Consider the following 23,122-nt stretch of genomic DNA (forward strand, 5'->3'; position numbering starts at 1 on the left):
CAAGGATTTTCGTAAGTAGGCGAGTACTAGCCATTAATTATACACGTTGTTCTACGCAGTTTTTATTCTTTTTATTAATTCACTTTTTTCAATTAAAATCTCTGGAAATTCTAGAAGTTTGATTTTGCTCTCGATTTCTACAAGTTCCAATTTTTCCTTTCCAAACTGTACTTTAAATTTAGCTTTTTCAGGCAGTATTTGTAAATATTCACAAAGTTCTTTTGGGTATTCATTGATTTGGTCAGTTAACTTATAAATCCACCTTAAAATATCATTAACAGACTCCGCAACATTCATTCCGTGTCCACTTGTCATTCTTCCGCCTCCAGGACTAAAATATACAGTATCTCGAATTTTTGTCATTGGTAAAGAATATCCTTTGTCCCATAAAGTTTGTCTTTCAGTTGCATTTACTTTTGGGTTTACATCTTTCCAATGTTTAATTTTATATTGAGAAATTAGTTCGGGAAAATTATCGTGTAGAATTTCAATCCATTTCGTGTCTGCAAAAATCCCGTATTTATGTTTATCTGTTCCTAAAATTACAAAAACATCGTCTGTTATATAAACGAAAAGTAAACTGTCAACTTGTTTTACAAATTTGGATTTTTTGTCTTTTTCTGAAGATAAGTGAAAGTGATATATATTCCATTCATTGAGCAAATGGTCGTGAAATCTACTTTGAATAACTCTTTTGCTTTGGAAATAATTCAAATTCCTTCCACTTTTTGCAATGTTAAAGATAAGTTCTATTTCCTTTCTTTTTGGGTGTAGAATAATCTCTTTTACGAAATTCGGATTGACTAATACTTTTCTGATTTTTGGATTAATTAACTTTAGTCTTATTGCCAAATAATTTCGAAGAATGTCATTTGTTTTTTCGCTATTCGGAATTTTTAAATCCATTTGTTTTAAAAGACGTTTAATTTCATCTTTTAATTGGTTTTCAAAAGTGGTCTTTGATAGATTCAATTTCGTTGGTTTGGTCAAATTGCGTAGAACTAGTTATATCCAATCAAATATATGGATTTATTATGTTAATTTACGGGATAACAGAACATTTGACTTGTTATTATCCGTTTAAAATATACTCAATTGATGATTGTCAAAGTCCAAATTATTTGAAATCAATTTATGTTCATAAGGGAAACCAAATTTTTTATAATCATCACCGTTTAACCAAAAAGATTCATCTTCTTTTTTCAAAATTACTGGCATTCTTTTTTTGGTATTGTGAATTTTACTCATAAATTCATTTGCTTGTGTTGTTACTATTGAGTAAGAATGAATAATTTGCCCTTCCATATCTGTCCATGAAGAATATATGCCAGCAAAAGCAAATAAATCCTCATTAGGAATCGTAATTAAATATTTTTCTTTTTTAGTGCCGCTTTTATTTAACCATTTCCATTCATAAAAACCATTTGCAATTATTAAACATCTATTTTGAATTACATCTTTAAAAGATCTTTTTTCATTTAGAGTTTCTATCCTTGCATTTAGTGTATAATGTCTATGCGAAGTATCTGATGACCATGATGGAATTAATCCCCAGTTAAACAAACTTGCTTTATTAGGTTCATTGCAAGTAATGACAGGAGTTTTAGGGTAGTCAAATGCTTTTATTACATCTGTAGGGTCAAAATTATCAATATCTTGAATATCGATATTAAATCTTTCTTGAATCTCTTCTTTTTTTTTAATTAATCGTGTTTGATAGCACATTCAATTCAAAATTTGCATTATACTTTTCTTCATCTAAAGGTACGAAATTGTTGGGGTTACTTTTTAGATACCATTTTAGAATTCTATTAATGTCCTTATTGTCTTTTTGTTTGATAATGTTTTGAGAGTATTCTTGTAAAGTGTTTTTGGCATTATTTTCAATATAGCCAAACCCTTTATAGGTACCGTTTACAACTATTACAAATGCTTGTTCGTTTTTATTTCTTCCTTTTTCCTTGATGATAAAACTTTCTGTTTGATATCGAACTGAAGATAAAGCTAATTCCACTCTAGAATTATAGCTTTCTACAGATTCTTCATTTCTACAAATACCCATGCACTGTTTTATTTGGTAATGAAAACAGTTAGAAACATTAGATTGTAGATGGCAATATTTGGGGCATAATTTAAATTCTTCACATAAATTTTCTATAAATACACGAGCTTCGGTAGCATTATAAAACTTGGTAATCGGTTTTTGTACTAGCTTAATTTTATTAGTAGCTATATGTGTAATTCCTTGTCTATCTTGATAAATAAACAAAGCAATGTTCTCTCCAGTTCTTCTTTGGGCTCTATTGTATTTTGGATAAATTCTTTTTATCTCAGAAGATTCGTGCAGTAGAGCAATTAATTCACTCCCTGTTTCAGTAAAAGTAATGTTGGCAGTTTCTAAACACATATTTACTTCTTTTTTTGATTTATCGTAAATATGACTTAGAATACGTTGCTTGATATTAATAGATTTACCAACATAAATAATTTCGTTTTCATTATTTCTAAAATAATAAACACCTTCTTTCTCTGGTAAATTGTCAATTACACTTTTTGGAAGCAACGGAGGTAAAGTTGCCTCTCTAGATTTTGGATTTAAAAAGGAATTAATAACGTTGTTGTTGTCTCGCTCTAAGAGAATTTTAAACAAAATTACTGTAGCATCTGCATCACCTTTAGCTCTATGTCGATTAGAAATAGGGATGTTTAAAGATTTACAAAGTTTACCCAAGCTATACGATTTTAAACCAGGGATAATTTTTCTGGATAATCTTACGGTACAAAGTTTTTTTCTTTGAAAAGAAGCGCCAAGGGATTTAAATTCTTTTTTAATTATATTATAATCAAAATTGACACTATGGGCTACAAATATGGTGTTTTCAGTAATCTCTAAGACCCGTTTTGCTATCTCATAAAATTTAGGAGCATTCATAACCAAGTTATCATTAATACCAGTAAGACTGGTAATATAATATGGGATGGTACATTCGGGATTCACCAAACTAGTAAATTCATTAACAACCTTTTCTCCATCAAAAACTAGAATAGAAATTTCAGTGATTTTATCACCACCAGTTGTTTCAATATCTACAATAGAATACATCATGCAATCAACTTTTCTAAAGCCTTTAATTCAATTCCTAGTTGATTTAGCATTTGAGCGATACTACTTATTTTCAATTCATGTTCATCATATTCTTGAGTATTTATGCTACAGGTGTATTCCCAAATTTCTAAAACATTTTCTTTTGGTACTTCAAACGCAGGATAAAACTTGTTATCAGAAACTAGTAACAACGAATTCTTTTCTTCAATTTTATCGTAAACTCTTTTATATACTAAACCATCATTTTCTGTAAGAATAATATAGGTTCTGCCATCTTTTACATCTTGAATATCATCAATAAATTTAGCTATAACATAAGAACCGCTTTTGGTAGGTAACATAGAATCTCCTTTAATGGGAAAAGCTCTGTGTTTACCTGTTGGCAGAAATGGGAGTTTAATTTTATTTAAGTCTTCTACATATTCTGGATCTGAATATCCATTTAAATATCCAGCAGATGCTTCAAGAGGAATTACTTCAATTAAATCTTCATCAGAACCATCTACCATAATTGGAAACAAGACTCGTTGATTTCCAACATCAATAAATGATGTTTCTTTTGATAATGTTAAATTGTTTTTAATCAGAATATCTAATGGTAATTTAAAGTAATCTGATAATTTTATTAATGTATCAATAGATGGTTCTATTCTTGCAGATTCATAAGACATTAATTGGGAGCGTGAAATAGATATCTCTTCTGATAAATATTCTTGTGATAACCCTTTTAAATTTCTAAGGTGCTTAAGATTGTTTGCTAAATTCTTCATAATGTTTCAAAATTAAACAATCAATGTGTAAAAATGAAACTATTTTTGTTAAATGTTTTTAAATACACATTCTTACTATAGTTTAAGGTATGGAACAATCTCTCCCAAAGAGTTGATTTCATTGGCTATATCAAACAATTTAAAAGCTTTTTGCATAACAGATGTAAATAGTACAACTATGTCTTTAGATGTCTTTAGGTTGGCTAAAAAAGCAAATATTAGGGTTGTTTTGGGTGTTGATTTTAGGAATAAAGCTGAGCAAAAATTTATAATGTTAGCTAAAAACAATTTAGGATTTAAAAAAATCAATTCTTATTTGTCGGAATTCTTACATCAGACAAATTTTGTTGTGCCAGATAAAGCGAAAACTATCATAAATTCATATGTCATTTATCCTTTTCATTCTTATAAAAACAGTCAACTCGAATCTAATGAATATTTGGGTGTTAGAATTCAAGATATTGGAAAACTGCGTTTGTCCAAATGGAAAAATAAGTTAGATAAACTGGTGATATTACATACTATTTCGTTTCAAAATAAGAAGGGTTTTAATACACACAGACTTTTAAGAGCTATTGATAATAATACATTATTAAGTAAGCTTTCTAAACAAGAACAAGGATTAGAAACTGATGTTTTTATTCAAGAATTAGAAATTAAAAAAGCATTTAATGAATTTCCTAAAATCATAAATAACACTCAGAATATATTAAATAGTTGTCATGCAGAATTTGATTTTTCTGGTGGAGTACCCAACAATCAAAAGTCTTATACTAATAATGAAGATTTAGATTATAGACTTCTTAATAAATTAACTTTTAATGGTTTAAGTTATAGGTATGAAAATCCAACTGAAAAAGTTTTTTCTAGGATAAAAAAAGAGCTGAAAATTATAAAGGAGAAGAAATTTGTGTCCTATTTTTTAATTAATTGGAAAATATTAAAATACGCAAGAAGTAAAGATTATTATTATGTAGGAAGAGGAAGTGGAGCGAATAGTATCGTTGCTTATTTATTAAGAATTACTGATGTTGACCCAATAGAGTTGGATTTGTATTTTGAAAGATTTATAAATTTATATCGTACAAATCCACCCGATTTTGATTTAGATTTTTCATGGAGAGATCGAGATGATATAACTCAGTTTATTTTTAAAAGATTTAAAAATACAGCATTAATATCTGTATATAATACATTTAAACATAGAGCTTCTGTAAGAGAATTAGGCAAAGTGTTTGGATTGCCAAAACATGAAATAGATAAGCTATCTGCAAATAAATTTAATTATCAAAAACTAGACAGATTATCTCAACTTGTTTTAATCTATAGTAAATATATTCAAGGGTTTCCAAATTATTTAGGAATACACGCAGGTGGAATTCTAATTTCTGAAAAACCGATTCATCAATATGTTGCAACATTTATGCCTCCAAAAGGTTTTGCTACTACTCAATTTGATATGGTAATTGCAGAAGATATTGGCTTATATAAATTTGATATTTTAAGTCAAAGAGGATTAGGTAAAATTAAAGAAGCCGTTGAGATAATAAAATATAATCAACCAGAAAAAGGTAGAGAATTAGACATACATGATATCAAAAGATTTAAAGAAGATAAAGAGATTAAAAACCTGTTAAGAACGGCAAAAGCTATAGGCTGTTTTTATGTAGAATCTCCAGCTATGCGTATGTTGATGACAAAACTACAAGTTGATACTTATTTAGGGTTAGTAGCCGCAAGTTCAGTTATTAGACCTGGAGTTTCTCAATCTGGAATGATGAGAACTTATATTCAAAGACATCGATTTCCTGAGAAAAGAAAAGAAGCACATCCGATTCTGTATGATATTATGCCCGAAACGTATGGGGTAATGGTATATCAAGAAGATGTAATAAAGGTAGCTCATTATTTTGGGGAGCTAACTTTGGGAGAAGCGGATATGTTAAGAAGAGGAATGTCTGGTAAATTTAGAAGTAGGTCGGAATTTGAAAAAGTAAAACAACAGTTTTTTGATAACTGTAAAAAGTCAGGTAAAGCAGATGATTTAGCAGCTGAAATTTGGAGGCAAATAGAGAGTTTTGCTGGATATGCTTTTGCTAAAGGTCATTCTGCTTCTTATGCAGTAGAAAGTTACCAGAGTTTGTTCTTAAAAGCTTACTTCCCTATTGAATACATGGTTGCAACGATTAATAACTTTGGTGGATTTTATAGAACAGAAGTATATGTTCACGAGGCAAGAATGCATGGAGCAATTATAAACCCACCCTGTATAAATAAAAGCTATAATCAAACTATTGTTATTGGAAAAGGGATTTTTATTGGTTTTATGTTTTTACAATCATTTGAATCAAAAACAGCTAAAGAGATAATAAATGAAAGAACCAATAATGGAACATTTAATAGTTTAGATGATTTTATAAATAGAGTTTCTATTTCATTAGAGCAAATAACAACTTTAATAAAAATTGATGCATTCAGATTTACAAAAAGAAATAAAAGAGAATTACTATGGGAGGCTCATATGAAAATCAACAAAATATCATTTAATGAAACCAAATTATCATTGTTTAAAACTGCACCTGTAAATTATAATACACCAAAATTATCTTCTACAAAATTAGAAGATGCTTTTGACCAAATAGAACTATTAGGTTACCCAATATGTAATCCATTTGATTTATTAGTAGATACTTTTATTAACCCAATGAGAGCTGAGCATTTGGCTAGATTAAAAGGGAAGGTTGTTACAATTGATGGGTATTTAATAACAGCACGAAAAGTAAAAACAAGCAATAACAAGGTTATGTATTTCGGGAATTTTGTTGATTATGAAGGTTATTTTGTAGATACAGTGAATTTTCCACCAGTAGTTGATCAATATCCATTTAGAGGAAAAGGAATTTATAGAATTACAGGTAAAATTGTTGAAGAATTTGATTGTATTAGCATAGAAACTCAATCTATGGAAAGACTTGCAATTGTTGAAGATCCAAGGTATTCAGATAGTCAAAAAGGTAGAATTTTAAAAAAAAGAAAGGTTGTATGAGTAATGAACGCTCTATTGTGCATATGGATTTAGATACTTTTTTTGTGTCTTGTGAACGTTTGTTAGATAGTAAACTTAATGGAAAACCTATTTTAATAGGCGGCACTTCCGATAGAGGAGTGGTGGCATCTTGTAGTTATGAAGCAAGAACTTTCGGCATCCATTCTGCCATGCCAATGAGAATGGCTAAACAATTATGTCCAGAAGCAATAGTTTTAAGAGGAAATTCGGGAGTTTACTCTAAGTTTTCAAACTTAGTTACTGATGTAGTTAAGGATTCTGTACCCTTATATGAAAAAACATCTGTAGATGAATTTTATATTGATTTAACTGGGATGGATAAATTCTTTGGATGTCATCAAATTGCAAGCGAACTCAGACAAAAAATAATAAAAGAAACAGGGTTACCTATTTCATTTGGATTATCGGTTAATAAAACAGTTTCTAAAATTGCAACTGGAGAAGCTAAACCTAATAATGAAATCAGGGTTTTAAAAGGAACAGAAAAGCCCTTTTTATCACCATTATCTGTTAGAAAAATTCCAATGGTTGGTGAAGTTACCTATAGAGCATTATGTGATTTAGGAATCAAACAGATAAAAACTATACAAGAAATGCCTATGGAAATGATGGCAAAAGTTTTTAAAAAGAATGGTGTTTCTATTTGGAAAAAAGCAAACGGAATAGATGATAGCCCAGTTATTAAATATCGAGAAAGGAAATCAATTTCGACGGAAAGAACATTTGATAAAGACACAATTGATGTAAATAAACTTGAAGGAATTATTGTTGCAATAGCTGAAAATTTAGTATACCAATTAAGAAGAGGCAATAAGTTAACGGGTTGTTTAGCTTTTAAAATAAGATATTCGGATTTTCAAACCTATACTTTACAAAAAAAAATAGCTTATACATCCGCAGATCATAAAATAATACCAATAATAAAAGAACTATATAAAAGATTGTATCAGAGAAGAATGTTAGTTAGATTGATTGGTGTAAAGTTTTCACATTTAGTAGAAGGGGGATTTCAAATTGATTTATTTAATGATGATGAAACAACAATTAATTTATATCAGGCAATGGATAAAATGAGAGAAAGATATGGTGATAGGGCAGTAATAAGGGCAGTTGGAATGGATGCGAAAAGTATTTCAAGATGGAATCCGTTTAATGGAGAACCACCACCATTATTAGCTAATAGAAGAGTTTAATAAAACTCTATCTAAACATAAAAGACAGCACCTAGGTAAAAAAAAAGCGCTATGAAAAAGCAAAACCTAGGAACTGTCAATATATTTCAAATATAATTATTTTATATTCATTAACTCAGAATAATTTATATTTCAATAGCAATTGGCTGATTTATATTTAAATATTTTTCATTTAAAATACTTGCATTTATATAAATAGTTTCATTTTTTTTTATGATACCATAACTTTCATGGATATGACCAAAAACGTGAACCTTAGGTTTAATTTCAATATTTTTTTTTAGAAGCTCTTCGCACCCAACAAATTCTCCCCTAACTGTTTTATCAAGAATTCCATAAGGAGGACCATGTGTAATTAGGATATCTGTATTTTTTGGTATTAAATCCCAGTGCTGCTTTATTTCTTCGCCTCTTTTTCTATTAAAAGCCCAATCATAAAACTCTGGCTGAATTGGAGAGCCCCAAAAATTCACACCTTTAATTTGGCAACCTGTATCATTTAAATAAATTACATTATCAGGAATTTTTGCTTCAACCATAACATTATGGGCTCTTTCGAAATAAAAGTCGTGGTTTCCAGCAATGAAAATTTTATGTTTATGTGGCTGTTTTGAAAACCAATCAAGAAAACCATTTATTTCATTAGCTCTTCCTCTTGATGAAACGTCTCCCGCATGAATTAAAATATCTCCTTTAGGAATTTCAATATCATTATGTTTATTATGTGTGTCCGAAATAAATACAATTTTCATGATTTAATAATATAATATTTTTAATTATTAAAAAAGCTTTTTCATTTCAGATTTGTAGTTAAATATTAAATCTTCAATTTCGTCTTTATGGTCTTCAAAGAATTTATAAAAAATATTTTCTGTGATTTGATTTCTCCCAATCCCAGTCATTATTGACATAGAAGCTATTTTCTTGTGAGTAGCCTCCAAACAATATAGTGTTTTAGATTTATTATTACTATTTTCAATGTTTATCGGTTTGCGTAGAAAGCGTAATTTATTATCCATGAATATTATATTTTAATTTTGAATTATAACAATTAATTGTATTCACATTTTTTTCCCTTTTGATGGGTAGAAAGAATTATTTTTGGCATAGTTATTTTTTGTTTTTCCATTTCTGATATGTTTTATATGATCTTGGATTGTCATTAAAAAACATTTTCATATGGTTTGTTATTTCAATTATTCCTTTATCATAAGCAGTATTTTCCACTTCTTTGATTTTTTGATATTGATAAAAATTAACTAAAAAACTTAGAAAACAAAAAATGAAAAATGAGCTAACTAAAATTGTCATCCACTTTGGAATAATGACGGTTTTAGTCAGTTTGTTTTGGAGTGTGTTTAATTGGGTATTTTGATTTTTAAAACTTACATCTAATGAGTTTAATAGTTCTGAAAACTTTAAATTTAAAGGAGTTGTATCAACTTTAAATTTAGTAGTTTTTATTTTCTCAGATTCTATTTGTAATGTTGCTACGGCTTTTTCAAATGATTGTATTTCATCAATTAGTAAAGCGGCTATTTCTTCAATCTTTGTCATGGTTATTATCTTGTTATTTATTTAACTGAGTTTTTAACTAGCGATTTCATAATTGATATTACTAAATTGGTTGGAAGTTGAACAATTTTGTTAGTCAGTTGAATACCATTATTTTTAACGTACTCTTTTCTTAAATTAATTTGAGGAGCTAGTTTGTTAATAGACATACTTCTGTGAACTTCACTTCCTTTTAGGTTTGTGCCTTTAAAATGATATCTAAACCCTTGTAATTTGTTCTGCTTATTTATAACTGGATTTACTTTAATTTTATATTTTATCATTAGGTCAATATAATTTTGAAAGCTTCGAGGTTTATACATTTTTAAACAGTTTAAGTGATGTTTATGAATCTCTGATCGAATTATCTTTAAACCATTTAGTTTTTCTTGTTGAATTTGCTTAACGGTTTTTAATTGTAGTTTTTCAGCTACTCTTTCTGCTGTTTTTTGTGAACGTTTGCCAATAAAACTATCATTATATGCTTTTCCTTTAAAATTAATTCTATTTATATATAAGTGAATATGTTTGTGATTTTTATCATTATGTACAAAGGCGATAGCTTGATGGTTTTCTAATTTTAATTCTTTAATAAATTCTTTTGTAATAATATTTAACCCATTATTATTTAACTTTTTTCCATCTTCAATAGTTGGACTTAATACAAAACTGAAAGTATTTCTCTTACATTTTTCATTCATAGACTGAATAATTTTAAATTCTTCAGTAACTTCTTTTGGAGTTTCTCCAGCAAGGTTTTGTTTAAAAACGATATCAGCATCTTTGTTTAAATCCCATCCATATTCTATAGATGCTTTTGTATGAGAAATTGCTTTTCCTTTACCAATCATTTATTTAAAATTTTGTAGATGCTTTTTTAATTCTTCAGCAGTTTGAAATACTTTTTGATATAAATCTGGGTGTTTTATTTTTATTAAATTTCCAATGCTTTTAAAATTATTGTGGTAGGTAATTAGCATTTTATATAGTTCAATTTGTTCTTCAGAAAGTCTTTCCGTTATCTTAAAATTAAGCACAGCTTTTTTACAAAATTCACTTTGTGTTAACCCTGTTTTTTTAGCTCTAATCTTTATCAACTTTTTTTCAAAAGAAGTAGTTCTAAACTTTGTTACACTGTTGTTTTTTCTTTTCATGTCATTGCTCCATTTGCGACCATAGGGAGAAAATCAAGATTTGTGAAGTCAGGCTTTTGGGCCCACTTCACACATCTTGAAAACCTACTCAAACCTAATTACTTTACCTTTTACGTCTGTTAGATTAAATACTTCAATTAATGTTTTTATATGTTTGTTTTTCATATACATTTTTAGTGCTTTTTGATTTGTTTTTGATAGTATTCTCTTTGGTTTTTCTTCTATACTTTTTAGAAAATAATCAGCAATATCAAACCCTTTTTCTCGTTCAATTCTGCTTCCTTTTTCTTTTAATAAATCTGATACTTTAATATCATATCCTTTTAATTTCAGTTTTTCAGAAGTTGATTTCCATTTTGTATAAGGAGAACCATTTTTGCCTTCTAAACCTAAATCTGGATAGAGTATTATTTTTCTATTTTTTAAGACTTTAATTTTTTTAGCATTCAAACCACCTAAAGAACCAGAAGCTAACCATAGATATTTTTCAAATAAAATACTCATTATACAAGCAGTTTTTTCAGACTCTACAATTGCAATGGGTTTATCATATTTTGATAACAAGTGTTCGCCAAAAAAACATTGTGAAAGGTTAAATGATTCGATCTCTCCTTTTTTTATTTTTAAAGAATGTTTCCAGTTGATATATTTGGTTCTTTTGCCTTGATTAGAATAAAGAATGATTTTTCCTCCTCTAATTTTATTTTCATAATCAATTTGCCAAAATATGGTTCCGTTATTCCAAGATGTTGCAGTACCAATTCTGTAATCATTTAAAAGAATAGAAACTTGTTCTGAATTAAATTTAGAATCTAAAAATTGAATGAAATTATTTTTTTCATAATTATCAAGTGTGTCACTAAGTTCATTTAAAGAATGAAAACTTGTTTTCTTAACTACTACTAATTGATTTTGATTTGTAAAGGGTGTGTAAGGTATATTTTGATTTTTAAAATATGCTTTAGGTGTTAAGTGGTAACCACAATTAACTTCTCTATCACATCTACCAACTTTAGATGATAAAAAGTTATCATTTTCTGTATCAATGTAACGAACTAATTTGTTCTTTTTGCATTGAGGACATTTATGCTTTATTGATTTTTTATGTAATGAATATTTATACATGTAGGCGATTTTACTTCATTTTCTGCACTTTCAATCTATACTTGACTTGTAACTCTTTTTTGACTGCACTTTGGCTTCACTTTGACTGCATTTTCTGCACTTTGAAAGTGCATTAGTTTGCATTGTTTGCACTAATTTTGCATTTTGATTTACGCTTAACTTATTGATATGCAGCTGTGTATTGTTCAAAGTGCGGAAAGTGCAGTATTTTCTATAGGTTTATCTTTTGATATTTTCCATGAGATACTTTTTTAAACAGTTTTGAGTCTTTTAAATATGTATAGAATTGTCTTTTACTAATTCTAGGCTTATCATTAACTTTCTTACAAGCAATCTTTAATCCTTCAGCAGTAGTAAAATCATCATCTAATTCCTCAAGAATTGTTTTTTGCAATTCTGTTAAAGTTTCAACATAGGCTTTCTTAATAATTTCTTGCCTAACCTTTATAGCATTGTTATAGAAGTATTGAAAAAGTTTTATGCCTCCTTGAACTGCAAATAATTCAATTTTATCAAGGGTGTTCTTATTAGCCGCATAATGGATTGATTGTAAAATCAAAGCAAAACGAATAACATATTGTTGAAGTTTAATTTCAATACTTCTCTCGTATTCGAAAAGATAATTTTCAGGTCTATTATTTTGCCAATCAAATAGATGCTTTTTAGCGTTTTCTTCAATCGGAATTAAAAGAGGTTCGACTTGGTCTATTGATGTTTCAATAAGGTTTGAGATTATAGAAAAGTAATTTTCTAAAATCCTATCATCTACCTTATTTATATTCCATTTTAAAGTTTTTTGTATTTCAGGATACACAAATAATAAGCGATCCATAAAACCATTAGAGCTTCTACCGTCTTTAGCAAAAGATTTTAATACTGATATTTGTGTGCTACCAATAACACCTATAAAAGGATCTTTTATCCTAAGACTTTTACCCGAAGCTCTATCTGTAGAAATAGTAGTTCCACTCCAAAGACTTAAGTATGTTTCTGCCTCTCCAGATGAATTGTAGCGATTAAAGTTCTTAATCCAACCATTTAATTCATCTACATAAATATATAAGCCTTTTTTATTATTAGAATGATGAAGTATTAATGCTTCAGGGGTATAATCATTGATAAGATATTTTTTTAAAAAAGGTTTTCTTAATGTAGTTTTAGAATCAGATTTTAATTCATCTTCATAGTCTTTTAAAAGTTTTGAGTACTCAGCAAACAGTAGATTTTCTTTTATATGAATAGGTTTAAAACAAAAACTTAAAGCGTGGGATTTTGAATCTCCAGGTCTACCAACAATTACAGTAAAAAGGTTTGCTTTTTCATTCCACCCTTTTTTTACTTCTACCTTAAGAGAATTCCCGATTGCAGATGAAGTCGCAGTTAAAATTCCTGCTCCTAGATAATCCAACGCAAATTGGTATTTATAATTTGCTTCGTAAATAATTTCTTGAATAATTTTAGGAAAAACTTCTACTGGAAAAGGATTTTTATTTTTGTCTGTTAATTGAATAAAATCATTTTCTAGGTCGATTTTATCAATATGAATAACTTTAGGTTTACTCATTTTAAGTGTAAATTTTAAACCGTATATTTGTACTATACAGTAGTTAATATTGTATTTTTGAAAAAATATAAAGCATAGGGTTTGTACCTCTATGCTTTTCTTTTGTATTTGAAATTTTTCAATGTTTGATCTTCATTGAAAATTTGAAAGTGGTGTATTAACTTTTTACGTGGGCCGACTTCTTCGGCTTTTAAGAATCCAGAGTTTACATAATTTCTAATGCTCTGATAATCTACATGTAATAGCTCAGCTACTTGATGATACGTGTAGTACTTATTTGTGTAGTCTTCTTTTGGGGAGTTTTTAATTTCAATAAGAAGTTTTTTTAGTTCTGAAACTTCATTTATTAGGAACTCATAAGGATTGTGAATTGCTCTCATAATTTATAATTTTAATGTATGTTGTCATCAAAACTGATAAAAAATGTAAACAGTTAGCACAGCTGTCTCAACTTTTTGTAGCTATTTAGTTTTTTTATAAATTATCAAGAAAACTAAGACTATCATAAAATTCTTGATAATTATTTAAATCTTCATCATTATTAAAAACTCTTCTTCTGTGTGAGGTGGAATTATCGTATTCAAAGCCTTGGGTAAAAAATTTTTTATAATAAAGATGATTTACATTTTTGTAATCATCACTCTCGAATATTACACATTTTGATACTTCCAACTTAGCGGTTACTATTGCAAGGTGTATATAATTACAGCTTATTCTATTATAAATGAATTTTCCTTGCTTATTTAGAAATTCTATTTCTTTGAATCCATCAATAATTTCATCAATTGGTTTAACGAAAAAATCTTCTAATTTGTTTTTATCTGTATAAACATCCTTTTCAGATGTTCTATATAGATCGGAATAATCATTTACATTAAAGCATTTGTTTTTTTTATTAAAAAGCGATAAAGTTTCAACAGTATTATAAAACTCTTGAAATTTTTTGTCAAGTTTATTACGGTTTTCTTTAGTAAGAAAAGGAGATAGCTTAGAGATTAACTTAGTTCCATCGGATATGTATGTTTTAGGTTTGTAGTTTTTATTTGGTTTTATCCTATATAAGAGCATTGATAAGAAAGAAATTAATAAAAACACAAATATAAAGGCACAAGTAATAAAAATGTACTTAAAAATAATACTCTTAGTAGTAAAACCTAATCTTAAATATTGAATAGAAAGAAGAAGTGTACCAGCGTTCATAATAAATAACCCCGCCTTCTCGCTCTTATATAATTTATTTTTTAAATGTTTTGGGTATTGATGTAAAAAAGATATTGCTGTGCCGGTATAAGAGGCAAACTTAAAGAAAACATTTATCATGATTTTATTATAGTTTATTATTGTTAATTATTCTAAAAATACTAAATTTGAAGATAACAACAAAAGAGTGAGGAAGAATTAAATTACCAACGAAAATATCAACTCAAAATAAAAACCCTTATAAACACTGAGTTTACAAGGGTAATCTGTGGAGACGCCGAGAATCGAACTCGGGTCCAAACAAGCAGCCAACAAGCTTTCTACATACTTAGTTTTTGTTTAGTTTTCATCAAAAAGCCGATCAAAAACAATCTACTTTAAGCCTATCTTCTTTAGTTTCAAAAATTTATCGAAGTGCTAAATTTTCTATGTTTACTTTTACGATGCCCAAAAGTGAAACGCCGTAAACCAAGGCTTTTCGTGGACATAAAGCTTGCACACCTAGTGTGCCGAGGCTAATTCTACTATAATTCGAATTATGCAGCTAAAGCGTAGTTATCTTCGCCGTTTAAAAAGTTGAAATTAAGTTTTACGAGTGTTATTTCATAACTCGGTATGCTTACAAATTCACTGACCTTGCTGTCAAAACCAGTCGTCCCCAAAATGTCAAAGAAATATTTCTATATATAGAAATAAGGATTGCAAAAGTATAAAAAATACCCTTGCTCATCATTATAAAATCTAATATCTTAGACCAATATTTATACCATTTAAGATTATGAAGTTTGGCATTATAAAAGAACGAAAAAATCCACCAGATAGAAGAGTGGTCTTTTCTCCAGAAAAGTTACAAGAATTTCAAGAGGAATTTCCTGAGGCAATAATTAAAGTAGAAAGCTCTGATATTAGAGTTTTTCCTGATTCTGCTTATACAAATGCAGGATTTGAGGTGACAGAAGATGTTTCTGATTGTGATATACTGTTTGGTGTAAAAGAAGTACCAATTGAGGCGTTAATTCCAAATAAGAAATACTTTTTCTTTAGTCATACTATTAAAAAACAACCCTATAATAGAAAATTAATAAATGCTATTTTAGAAAAAAACATCGAGTTAATAGATCACGAAACTATTATAAAAGCCAACGGAGCACGTTTAATTGGTTTTGGTCGTTATGCTGGAATCGTCGGTGCATATAATGGGTTTAGAGCTTTAGGGTTAAAAAATGAAACTTTTAATTTACCAAAAGCAGAAAATTTAGGAAGTCAGCAAGAATTAATAGAGGAGTTAAATAAGGTTGAAATTCCGAATATTAAAATCCTTTTAACAGGGAATGGGAAAGTTGCCTATGGAGCAAAAGAAATGTTGGACGGAATGAACATCAAAAAAGTTTCTGTAGAAGATTATTTGAGTTCAACTTTTACTGAACCCGTATATTGTTTGGCAGATGTTTTAGATTATAATAAACGTAAAGATGGTAAAGTTTTAAATAATAGAGATTTATACAACAATCCAGAAAATTATGTGTCAGATTTTATGCGTTTTGCAAAAGTGACAGATTATTTTATTGCCGGACATTTCTATGGAAATGGTGCTCCTTATTTATTTACTCGTGAAGACGCAAAATCTAAAGATTTTAATATAAAATTAGTTGCAGATGTTTCTTGTGATGTAGATGGTCCTGTTGCTTCAACTTTAAGAGCATCAACAATAGCTGATCCAATTTATGGGTACAATCCTCAATCCGAATCTGAAGTCGATTTTAAAGATGAAAGAGCTATTGTTGTAATGGCAGTAGATAATTTACCTTGCGAGCTACCAAAAGATGCTAGTGAGGGCTTTGGAGAAATGTTTCTTAAAAACGTAATTCCTGCTTTTTACAATAATGATAAAGATGGAGTTTTAGAAAGAGCTAGAATGACTCAAAACGGAAAGTTAACTGAACGTTTTTCTTATTTACAAGAGTATGTAGATGGAAAAGAGTAAGTTAGTTATTCGTTTTTGGTAATTAGTTCATGATATTTTATGGAACAAAATCAACAGTTTTTAATAGAGTTAGCTAAAATGAAAATGCCTTTTGGTAAATATAAAGGCACTTTTTTAATTGATTTACCAGAGCATTATGTGGTTTGGTATCATAATAAGGGGTTTCCTAAAGGTAAATTGGGTCAACAATTAGGGTTAGTTTACGAACTTAAGTTAAATGGACTTGAAGATATTGTTAGAGAAATTAGGAGGAAGTTTTAATTTCCCTAACAAAACATATCAAGTACATAAAGCATGTTTTATTTATAAATTATTTCTCAGTAAATCTCTTACCTGTTAAAAAACCAATTCTTAAATTTAATCCAATTAAAACATTTCCTCCTCCAATCATGTTACCTAATCGTAAAGCTGCATCAAAAATATCATCATTTGAATTCCCAAAATAGTAATGGAATCCAAATGATGCATCAACAGATATCGTTCTATCAAGAATCCATTGATTGCCATATTGTAAACCAAAATGTACTACAGTATGAGAAATTGTTTCTGTTCCATAGTATTCTTCCATTTTAAGTTTTCCAGTACTAAAACCTACAACTGGTGAAAAATAAGGACCGTGTAAAATATGTTTAGGTCTATATTCACCCTTATTAAATAAAGATTTTGTTTTCAATTTATAAAAGAAATCTATCCCAAAACCACTTCTTTCTAATTCAAATTCTGGAGTAACACCTAATCCATAAATTTTTAATTCTGTCATAATAGATTGCCCTAATTTTATGTTTTTTTCATAAGACAAGCCAAGTGTGTTATTTGCAAAGGCAGAAAAATTAAATAGTATGTTTCCAGTTCTATCTTCAGAAAAATAGTTGCTATCTTTTTCAGGATTTTTTACATTTAAATTTTCCCCATAAGCAAATTTCACTTCTCTTAAAAGCACTTTATCAATTGTAAAAAGAACGCCATTTGGATCATCAAATAATACATATTTAATGGTATTTTTTGTTACTTTTTTGATGATTACTTTAATTTCTGAACCATCTTTTTTTGTAATAATATCTTGACCTTGTATTGCTGAATAGCATAAAAATAAAATAAGAAATAATGTTTTGTATTTTTTCATAATCGATTTTTTTTAGGTGTAAGTGAGATACTTTAGAGTTTCTAAAGTATCCACTTAAACCATTGTTGATTTTCTTTTCCATAGCAAATCAATCTTTAAATAATGTTTTTTAAAAGTTAACTACTAATTCAAATCAACTTGTTTTTATTAATTTTTCTAAAGCTTCAATATGTTTTTTAAATTCTTGTTTACCAACCTCAGTTGCATAATATTTTGTATTTGGTTTTCTATCTATAAATTGTTTTTCAATTCTTATATATGCTACTTTTTCTAAAGCTTTACAATGACTTGCTAAGTTTCCATCAGTGACACCTAATAACTCTTTAAGTCTTTTAAAATCCGCATACTCATTTACAGTTAAAACCGACATAATTCCTAGCCTGATTCTATGATCAAAAGCTTTGTTTATATTTAGAATGATACTTTTCAGGGTTCCTTATTTTTTGTCATATTTAAAATAAATAACAGCTCCATAAATTATATGGATAATACCAAAACCTATCACTAAAAACCAAAAACTAAATTTTGGAATAAGAGCACATAATAAACCAATAACTATTTGTAGTATTCCTAATGGTTTTACAATATTATTAGTGTGTTTTGCAGCATGTAAAAGTGATAATCCATAAAATAAAGGAAGTAATGGAATTGCTTCTTTATATTGGTTTTTTAGGAGCAGTATACTGATAAAAACTAATCCAATACATAATGTAGTTATAAATGCTGAGACTAGTTGTTTTGTGGTAGAACTCCATATTTTTTCATCTGTAATTTTAGCTCTTCTTGACGTCATTATTATCGTAGTAACACTACTTAAGAAACCTACAATCAATATAACAATTATTGCATTTATTGCTGAATAGCTTCCAGTGTTAATATCATTAAAATAATAGTATACAGCACCAAGGATTGCATATATACCTGCGAAAACTCCAGATAAACCACTCAATGAAATAAACCTAGATGATTTAGTCATTAAGTTTTTAATTTCTGCAATGTCTTTTAAGTAATTTTCTTTATTCATTTTAAAGTACTTTGAAATACAAAGTAAGTGAATATAAATATTATGACAAAGAGAAATTCCATTAAATTTTTAAGTGCGTGATATTATTCCGTTAACAATATGAGCAACGCCAAGGATTAAAAGAGAAGAATACCAGTAGGTTGGAATGAGAAAAACAATAATAGCTAAAAGTAAACATAGTAAAGCAATTAGATAGATGTTTTTATTTTTAGAGGTATTTAATACAGTTGTAAAAACGGCATAAAAAATTAAGAAAAAAGGAGTAATAAAATTAGAATCTGAAATGTTATTTATAAATGAAAAAACAATAATGAAAATAAAAGAAAGAAGTAAATACGTATTTCTTTGAACTTTAGTTTTTTTATTCCATAAAAAATATCCTTCCTTTCTGGCATTTCTTCTACCTGAAAAAAAGAGTGCTAAGGTTGAAAAAATAAAAACAAAAATAAGAAGAACAACTCCTAAAATTTCAAGTATTTCAATAGACATAAAGGCAACAGGGTTTTCATCATTTAAAAAACCATCGCCAAAATATTTAATAGCATAGGCTGCTAAAAGAATATAAATTCCAATTAAAATACTTGTAATTCCTCTTAAAGAAAAGTTTACATTATTGTTTTCTAATAAATTCTTAGCTTTACCCATCATCTTTTTTCAACTGCTAATATACAAAAAATGAACCCTGCAGAAGACTTTATTCTAAATCAGCCAGAACCATTTAAATCAATGTTACTACATCTTCAAATTCTGATTGAAACTCAATTTAAAGAAGTTGATTTAAAATTTAAATGGAAAATTCCTTTTTATTATTTGAATGACAAACCCTTGTGCTATTTAAATCCGTCTAAAAAGAAAGGTTATGTAGATGTTGCATTCTATTCAAATAAAGCTTTTGATTTATATGATGAACATGTGATTACTGAGAATAGGAAAGTTGTAAAGTCTTTACGTTATAAAAATTTAGAAGAAATTGATGCGCAAGTTTTGTCCTCTGTGTTAGAAGAAGCTTTTAATCAAACAACTAAAGGTTTTTTTGGTAAATAATTAATTAATAATAACCTTATATTCTAATGCCAATTCATTTTCGATAAAAACATACAATAAACTATTTCTTTGTGGGTTTTTAAAAGTTAAAATTGAAATATCACCTTTTAAAGTTATACTAGGTTTTTTAGCATATTGTTGCCCTTCATAAAGATAAATCACTTTTTTATTATGTAGGTTTTTTATTTTTAATTGAATTGTATCATTTTTACTGATGTCGATTATTCCTTTTAAAGGTGAAACAAGTGTTAAATCATAATTCAAAAATTTTTGATTATAAATCGGTTGATTATAGAATTCTTCTTTAGATATTCTGCCGAAACGTAAAATCCAAAGAGAATCTTCAGGCAAATGTGTTTTAAAGATATTATCAGCAGGAATATTCCAAAAATAGGAATTAAAATCACGAATCCACTTTCCATTATTTTCATAACCTGCTGCCCAAGTCGCATCTAAAATAATCCATTTATTATTTAATTTCACAGCGTTCCAAGCGTGATTGGAGTTTTGAGGAATTACACCAATTTCTTCACCAGAAATCCGAACATTTCCAGTAATTACTTCAGTTTCTAGCCCTAATAAATCTCCAACTTTTTTAAAAGCTTGTGCATATTCTTCACAAACACCAGTTTTATTCCTAAAGGCTTTACTAACAAGTTCATCTTTTAGGTTTTGTAGCTTTTGTTCTTTTTCTTCTTCACTTGAATAACTAAAATTAAAGCTTCTCGGTTTCGGATTGTAAAACTCTTTTAGATTATAACGAATGTTTTTTGCTAACCAATAAAAAGCCGCATACGCTTTGTTTTCATCAGAATTAAAATCTTTTTGAATTTGATTTGCTAAGTTTTTTGCTGATGAAAATCGAGGATAATTATTAACTGAATTTTCAACCTTAGCAAAATTTTGCGCACCTGAAGAGTAAGAGAAAACTAATAAAAGAAAAAAGAAAAGTTGTTTCATAGTTTTATTTAAACAACTAAATCAAACAAAAATTGTGCCTATAAATTATTGATCGTTTTTCTAATGGAAACTAAATTAGAAAGTAAGTTTTCTAAGTTGTCTAAATGTAACATATTTGCTCCGTCAGATTTAGCATTTGCAGGATCAAAATGAGTTTCTATAAACAATCCATCAACATTATTTACAACACCGGCACGAGCAATAGTCTCAATCATATCGGGTCTTCCACCAGTAACACCAATAGTTTGGTTGGGTTGTTGCAAAGAATGAGTTACATCTAAAACAGTAGGAGCGAAGGCTCTCATTTCTGGAATTCCTCTAAAGTCAACAATCATATCTTGATACCCAAACATGGTTCCTCTGTCGGTAATCCAAACTTTTTCACTACCAGAATCTTTTACTTTTTGAACAGCGTGTTTCATTGCAGCAGGACTCATAAATTGTCCTTTTTTAAGATTCACAACTTTTCCAGTTTTTGCAGCAGCAACAACCAAATCGGTTTGACGTACCAAAAAAGCAGGAATTTGTAAAATATCTACATATTCAGCAGCTTTTTCTGCATCAGAAACTTCATGAATATCTGTAACTGTTGGAACTTTAAAAGTTTCCGATACTTTACGTAAAATCTTTAAAGCTTTTTCATCACCAATACCTGTAAAACTATCAATTCTACTCCTGTTTGCTTTTTTAAAACTTCCTTTAAATACATAAGGAATCTCTAATTTATCTGTAATTGAAACTACTTTTTCTGCAATCCGTAAAGCCATGTCTTCACTTTCTATTGCACAAGGACCCGCTAATAAAAAAAAGTTATTAGCATCGGTGTGTTTTATATTTGGAATTACAGATAAATTCATTTTGAATATTTTTTTGACAAAACTACGAAATAAAATTGGCTATATTTATCGAATAAAATCGATTTTAAAATGAAGAAAATTACATTCTTATTAATGATAACAATTTTAATTATTTCATGTAAAGAAAAAAATAAAGTTGTACAAAAATCAAATTCTAAAAAAGTATTTGTTATTGATTCTGTAACTGTAAAAAAACACCTATATACTTTGGCTTCAGATGAAATGCAGGGTAGAAGAGCAGGAACAGAAGGTATAGAAAAAGCGGCACAGTATATAGAGAATGAGTTTAAAAGAATTGGTTTAAAAACCTATGATACATTATCTTCTTATAGACAAAATTTTGTTACAAAAGAACTGAAAATGTTTAATGTAATTGGTGTTTTAGAAGGGAAAAGTAAGAAGGATGAATTTGTTGTTATCTCTGCTCATTATGACCATTTAGGGATGAAAAAAGATGGAGAAGGAGATCTTATTTTTAATGGTGCTAATGATGATGCTTCTGGAGTTACAGGAGTTTTAACCTTAGCAGAATATTTTAAAAATAAAGGAAATAATGAAAGAACAATATTGTTTGTTGCTTTTACTGCTGAAGAAATGGGTTTAATTGGTTCTAAGTATTTCGGAAAAGGAATAGATGCTTCTAAATTTGTAGCAGGAATCAATTTAGAAATGATTGGTAAATCTCCAAGTTTTGGACCTAATACTGCCTGGTTAACTGGTTTTGAACGATCGGATTTTGGTACCATTGTACAAAAGAATTTAGAAGGTTCGGGATATAAATTATATCCAGATCCGTATACAAATTTCAATTTATTTTTTAGATCAGATAATGCTTCTTTAGCACGTTTAGGAATTCCTTCACATACTTTTTCTACAACTGCAATTGATATAGATAAAGATTATCATAAAGTAACAGATGAAGCGGAAACGTTAAATATGACAGTAATTTCTGAAACGATTAAAGCTGTTGCAAAAGGAACAGAAAGTATCATTACTGGTAAAGATACACCAAGTAGAGTTGTTTTAGAAGAAAAATAAAATGCCTTATAATCAATTTTTAGCCGATAGAATAGCACAATATTTTAAAGAGAAAAACATCAACTATTTTGAAAAGAAAATGTTTGGAGGTGTTTGTTTTATGGTTGATGATAAAATGTGTGTGGGTGTTAATCGTGATGAAATAATGGCACGAATTAATCCTGATATTTATCAAGAATCTTTATTGAAAAATGGGTGTAATGAAATGAATTTTACTGGAAGACCAATGAAAGGTTTTGTTTTTCTATCAGATGAAGCGATTGATTTAGATACTAATTTACATGAATGGTTGCAATTGGCATTGGATTTTAATCCACTAGCAAAAATGAGTAAAAAAAAGAAACCTATAAAAAGCTAGT

26 protein-coding genes and 1 other RNA gene are annotated in these 23,122 nt (G+C 28.4%); 7 read left to right on the top strand and 20 right to left on the bottom strand.

What is annotated here, in order from left to right; translation table 11 throughout:
- Positions 1–51: 51 nt before the first annotated feature.
- The 4 genes from OD91_RS10945 to OD91_RS10960 form a co-directional block, all read right to left on the bottom strand.
- Positions 52–906, bottom strand: a complete 855-nt coding sequence (locus OD91_RS10945; protein ID WP_144896424.1) for a hypothetical protein — start codon at positions 904–906, stop codon at positions 52–54.
- 174 nt (positions 907–1,080) lie between these two features.
- Positions 1,081–1,725, bottom strand: a complete 645-nt coding sequence (locus tag OD91_RS10950; RefSeq protein ID WP_144896425.1) for an SOS response-associated peptidase — start codon at positions 1,723–1,725, stop codon at positions 1,081–1,083.
- Entirely contained in the window at positions 1,700–3,106 is a 1,407-nt protein-coding gene (locus OD91_RS10955; protein WP_144896426.1) for an exonuclease domain-containing protein, read from the bottom strand. Before OD91_RS10955 ends, OD91_RS10950 begins: the two co-directional genes overlap by 26 nt.
- Entirely contained in the window at positions 3,103–3,876 is a 774-nt protein-coding gene (locus OD91_RS10960; RefSeq protein ID WP_144896427.1) for a helix-turn-helix domain-containing protein, read from the bottom strand. Before OD91_RS10960 ends, OD91_RS10955 begins: the two co-directional genes overlap by 4 nt.
- A 52-nt stretch (positions 3,877–3,928) precedes the next feature.
- Here OD91_RS10960 and OD91_RS10965 point away from each other — a divergent pair, with 52 nt between their 5' ends.
- Complete coding sequence (locus OD91_RS10965) at positions 3,929–6,922, top strand: DNA polymerase III subunit alpha (RefSeq protein WP_144896428.1); 2,994 nt, start codon at positions 3,929–3,931, stop codon at positions 6,920–6,922.
- The gene (gene dinB / locus OD91_RS10970) at positions 6,919–8,136 is read left to right on the top strand and encodes a DNA polymerase IV (RefSeq protein ID WP_144896429.1); all 1,218 of its coding nucleotides are present in this window, start codon (positions 6,919–6,921) and stop codon (positions 8,134–8,136) included. Before OD91_RS10965 ends, dinB begins: the two co-directional genes overlap by 4 nt.
- A 125-nt stretch (positions 8,137–8,261) precedes the next feature.
- Here the strand turns inward: dinB and OD91_RS10975 are convergent, their stop codons facing one another.
- The 10 genes from OD91_RS10975 to ssrA all read right to left on the bottom strand — a co-directional run bounded on the left by OD91_RS10975 (position 8,262) and on the right by ssrA (position 15,393).
- Positions 8,262–8,888, bottom strand: a complete 627-nt coding sequence (locus tag OD91_RS10975) for a metallophosphatase domain-containing protein (RefSeq protein WP_144896430.1) — start codon at positions 8,886–8,888, stop codon at positions 8,262–8,264.
- A 27-nt stretch (positions 8,889–8,915) separates the two neighbouring features.
- Complete coding sequence (locus tag OD91_RS10980; protein WP_144896431.1) at positions 8,916–9,155, bottom strand: hypothetical protein; 240 nt, start codon at positions 9,153–9,155, stop codon at positions 8,916–8,918.
- 91 nt (positions 9,156–9,246) lie between these two features.
- Positions 9,247–9,693 (bottom strand): DUF6730 family protein, encoded by a 447-nt coding sequence (locus OD91_RS10985; RefSeq protein WP_144896432.1) that lies wholly within the window; start codon positions 9,691–9,693, stop codon positions 9,247–9,249.
- A 17-nt stretch (positions 9,694–9,710) separates the two neighbouring features.
- On the bottom strand, positions 9,711–10,541 hold the full coding sequence (locus OD91_RS10990; protein WP_144896433.1) for a relaxase/mobilization nuclease domain-containing protein: 831 nt from the start codon (positions 10,539–10,541) through the stop codon (positions 9,711–9,713).
- Positions 10,542–10,844 (bottom strand): hypothetical protein, encoded by a 303-nt coding sequence (locus OD91_RS10995; RefSeq protein ID WP_144896434.1) that lies wholly within the window; start codon positions 10,842–10,844, stop codon positions 10,542–10,544.
- Between the two features lie 84 nt (positions 10,845–10,928).
- A complete protein-coding gene (locus OD91_RS11000) occupies positions 10,929–11,969 on the bottom strand; it encodes a DUF6371 domain-containing protein (protein ID WP_144896435.1) in 1,041 nt (346 codons plus the stop codon).
- A gap of 211 nt (positions 11,970–12,180) precedes the next feature.
- A complete protein-coding gene (locus tag OD91_RS11005; protein ID WP_144896436.1) occupies positions 12,181–13,533 on the bottom strand; it encodes a DUF3987 domain-containing protein in 1,353 nt (450 codons plus the stop codon).
- A gap of 89 nt (positions 13,534–13,622) precedes the next feature.
- Positions 13,623–13,913 carry a helix-turn-helix domain-containing protein gene (locus tag OD91_RS11010; protein ID WP_144896437.1) on the bottom strand — a complete coding sequence of 97 codons (291 nt, stop codon included), beginning with the start codon at positions 13,911–13,913 and terminating at the stop codon, positions 13,623–13,625.
- Between the two features lie 94 nt (positions 13,914–14,007).
- Positions 14,008–14,853, bottom strand: coding sequence for a hypothetical protein (locus OD91_RS11015; protein ID WP_144896438.1), 846 nt, complete (start codon positions 14,851–14,853; stop codon positions 14,008–14,010).
- Between the two features lie 146 nt (positions 14,854–14,999).
- Positions 15,000–15,393: a transfer-messenger RNA gene (gene ssrA, locus OD91_RS11020) on the bottom strand.
- A gap of 118 nt (positions 15,394–15,511) precedes the next feature.
- Here ssrA and OD91_RS11025 point away from each other — a divergent pair.
- Both OD91_RS11025 and OD91_RS11030 read left to right on the top strand, forming a co-directional pair.
- On the top strand, positions 15,512–16,717 hold the full coding sequence (locus tag OD91_RS11025) for an NAD(P)-dependent oxidoreductase (RefSeq protein WP_144896439.1): 1,206 nt from the start codon (positions 15,512–15,514) through the stop codon (positions 16,715–16,717).
- 39 nt (positions 16,718–16,756) lie between these two features.
- On the top strand, positions 16,757–16,978 hold the full coding sequence (locus OD91_RS11030) for a DUF3820 family protein (RefSeq protein WP_144896440.1): 222 nt from the start codon (positions 16,757–16,759) through the stop codon (positions 16,976–16,978).
- 49 nt (positions 16,979–17,027) lie between these two features.
- On the opposite strand, the gene OD91_RS11035 is transcribed toward OD91_RS11030, so the two are convergent.
- The 4 genes from OD91_RS11035 to OD91_RS11050 all read right to left on the bottom strand — a co-directional run bounded on the left by OD91_RS11035 (position 17,028) and on the right by OD91_RS11050 (position 19,512).
- Positions 17,028–17,840: a hypothetical protein gene (locus OD91_RS11035; protein WP_144896441.1), complete on the bottom strand. Its 813-nt coding sequence runs from the start codon at positions 17,838–17,840 to the stop codon at positions 17,028–17,030.
- 133 nt (positions 17,841–17,973) lie between these two features.
- Positions 17,974–18,270, bottom strand: a complete 297-nt coding sequence (locus OD91_RS11040) for a transcriptional regulator (protein WP_144896442.1) — start codon at positions 18,268–18,270, stop codon at positions 17,974–17,976.
- 6 nt (positions 18,271–18,276) lie between these two features.
- Positions 18,277–18,864 (bottom strand): hypothetical protein, encoded by a 588-nt coding sequence (locus tag OD91_RS11045; protein ID WP_144896443.1) that lies wholly within the window; start codon positions 18,862–18,864, stop codon positions 18,277–18,279.
- Positions 18,865–18,933: 69 nt separating this feature from the next.
- Positions 18,934–19,512 carry a hypothetical protein gene (locus OD91_RS11050; protein ID WP_144896444.1) on the bottom strand — a complete coding sequence of 193 codons (579 nt, stop codon included), beginning with the start codon at positions 19,510–19,512 and terminating at the stop codon, positions 18,934–18,936.
- A gap of 27 nt (positions 19,513–19,539) precedes the next feature.
- Here OD91_RS11050 and OD91_RS11055 point away from each other — a divergent pair, with 27 nt between their 5' ends.
- Positions 19,540–19,908 carry a DUF1801 domain-containing protein gene (locus OD91_RS11055; protein WP_144896445.1) on the top strand — a complete coding sequence of 123 codons (369 nt, stop codon included), beginning with the start codon at positions 19,540–19,542 and terminating at the stop codon, positions 19,906–19,908.
- Here the strand turns inward: OD91_RS11055 and OD91_RS11060 are convergent, their stop codons facing one another.
- Together OD91_RS11060 and kdsA are read right to left on the bottom strand one after the other, a co-directional pair.
- Positions 19,909–20,868 (bottom strand): transglutaminase domain-containing protein, encoded by a 960-nt coding sequence (locus tag OD91_RS11060; RefSeq protein ID WP_144896446.1) that lies wholly within the window; start codon positions 20,866–20,868, stop codon positions 19,909–19,911.
- 38 nt (positions 20,869–20,906) lie between these two features.
- Positions 20,907–21,725 carry a 3-deoxy-8-phosphooctulonate synthase gene (gene kdsA, locus OD91_RS11065; protein WP_144896447.1) on the bottom strand — a complete coding sequence of 273 codons (819 nt, stop codon included), beginning with the start codon at positions 21,723–21,725 and terminating at the stop codon, positions 20,907–20,909.
- Between the two features lie 69 nt (positions 21,726–21,794).
- Between kdsA and OD91_RS11070 the strand changes: the two genes are divergently transcribed.
- Together OD91_RS11070 and OD91_RS11075 are read left to right on the top strand one after the other, a co-directional pair.
- On the top strand, positions 21,795–22,763 hold the full coding sequence (locus tag OD91_RS11070; RefSeq protein ID WP_144896448.1) for a M20/M25/M40 family metallo-hydrolase: 969 nt from the start codon (positions 21,795–21,797) through the stop codon (positions 22,761–22,763).
- A gap of 1 nt (position 22,764) precedes the next feature.
- A complete protein-coding gene (locus OD91_RS11075; protein ID WP_144896449.1) occupies positions 22,765–23,121 on the top strand; it encodes a TfoX/Sxy family protein in 357 nt (118 codons plus the stop codon).
- Position 23,122: the final 1 nt, after the last annotated feature.

This window comes from Lutibacter sp. Hel_I_33_5 (assembly GCF_007827455.1).
Lineage (GTDB): Bacteria > Bacteroidota > Bacteroidia > Flavobacteriales > Flavobacteriaceae > Polaribacter.

Excerpts from the sequence above, each read along its gene's own strand:
- OD91_RS11075 (WP_144896449.1), top strand. The coding sequence starts at position 22,765 with ATGCCTTATAATCAATTTTTAGCCGATAGAATAGCACAATATTTTAAA.
- OD91_RS11060 (WP_144896446.1), bottom strand. The coding sequence starts at position 20,868 with ATGAAACAACTTTTCTTTTTTCTTTTATTAGTTTTCTCTTACTCTTCA.
- OD91_RS11055 (WP_144896445.1), top strand. The coding sequence starts at position 19,540 with ATGAACCCTGCAGAAGACTTTATTCTAAATCAGCCAGAACCATTTAAA.
- dinB (WP_144896429.1), top strand. The coding sequence starts at position 6,919 with ATGAGTAATGAACGCTCTATTGTGCATATGGATTTAGATACTTTTTTT.
- OD91_RS10995 (WP_144896434.1), bottom strand. The coding sequence starts at position 10,844 with ATGAAAAGAAAAAACAACAGTGTAACAAAGTTTAGAACTACTTCTTTT.
- OD91_RS11050 (WP_144896444.1), bottom strand. The coding sequence starts at position 19,512 with ATGATGGGTAAAGCTAAGAATTTATTAGAAAACAATAATGTAAACTTT.
- OD91_RS10975 (WP_144896430.1), bottom strand. The coding sequence starts at position 8,888 with ATGAAAATTGTATTTATTTCGGACACACATAATAAACATAATGATATT.
- OD91_RS10945 (WP_144896424.1), bottom strand. The coding sequence starts at position 906 with ATGGATTTAAAAATTCCGAATAGCGAAAAAACAAATGACATTCTTCGA.
- OD91_RS11025 (WP_144896439.1), top strand. The coding sequence starts at position 15,512 with ATGAAGTTTGGCATTATAAAAGAACGAAAAAATCCACCAGATAGAAGA.
- OD91_RS11045 (WP_144896443.1), bottom strand. The coding sequence starts at position 18,864 with ATGAATAAAGAAAATTACTTAAAAGACATTGCAGAAATTAAAAACTTA.
- OD91_RS10990 (WP_144896433.1), bottom strand. The coding sequence starts at position 10,541 with ATGATTGGTAAAGGAAAAGCAATTTCTCATACAAAAGCATCTATAGAA.
- OD91_RS10955 (WP_144896426.1), bottom strand. The coding sequence starts at position 3,106 with ATGATGTATTCTATTGTAGATATTGAAACAACTGGTGGTGATAAAATC.
- OD91_RS10960 (WP_144896427.1), bottom strand. The coding sequence starts at position 3,876 with ATGAAGAATTTAGCAAACAATCTTAAGCACCTTAGAAATTTAAAAGGG.
- OD91_RS10980 (WP_144896431.1), bottom strand. The coding sequence starts at position 9,155 with ATGGATAATAAATTACGCTTTCTACGCAAACCGATAAACATTGAAAAT.
- OD91_RS11035 (WP_144896441.1), bottom strand. The coding sequence starts at position 17,840 with ATGAAAAAATACAAAACATTATTTCTTATTTTATTTTTATGCTATTCA.
- OD91_RS10985 (WP_144896432.1), bottom strand. The coding sequence starts at position 9,693 with ATGACAAAGATTGAAGAAATAGCCGCTTTACTAATTGATGAAATACAA.
- OD91_RS11005 (WP_144896436.1), bottom strand. The coding sequence starts at position 13,533 with ATGAGTAAACCTAAAGTTATTCATATTGATAAAATCGACCTAGAAAAT.
- OD91_RS10965 (WP_144896428.1), top strand. The coding sequence starts at position 3,929 with ATGTTTTTAAATACACATTCTTACTATAGTTTAAGGTATGGAACAATC.
- OD91_RS11000 (WP_144896435.1), bottom strand. The coding sequence starts at position 11,969 with ATGTATAAATATTCATTACATAAAAAATCAATAAAGCATAAATGTCCT.
- kdsA (WP_144896447.1), bottom strand. The coding sequence starts at position 21,725 with ATGAATTTATCTGTAATTCCAAATATAAAACACACCGATGCTAATAAC.
- OD91_RS11070 (WP_144896448.1), top strand. The coding sequence starts at position 21,795 with ATGAAGAAAATTACATTCTTATTAATGATAACAATTTTAATTATTTCA.
- OD91_RS11030 (WP_144896440.1), top strand. The coding sequence starts at position 16,757 with ATGGAACAAAATCAACAGTTTTTAATAGAGTTAGCTAAAATGAAAATG.
- OD91_RS11015 (WP_144896438.1), bottom strand. The coding sequence starts at position 14,853 with ATGATAAATGTTTTCTTTAAGTTTGCCTCTTATACCGGCACAGCAATA.
- OD91_RS11010 (WP_144896437.1), bottom strand. The coding sequence starts at position 13,913 with ATGAGAGCAATTCACAATCCTTATGAGTTCCTAATAAATGAAGTTTCA.
- OD91_RS10950 (WP_144896425.1), bottom strand. The coding sequence starts at position 1,725 with ATGTGCTATCAAACACGATTAATTAAAAAAAAAGAAGAGATTCAAGAA.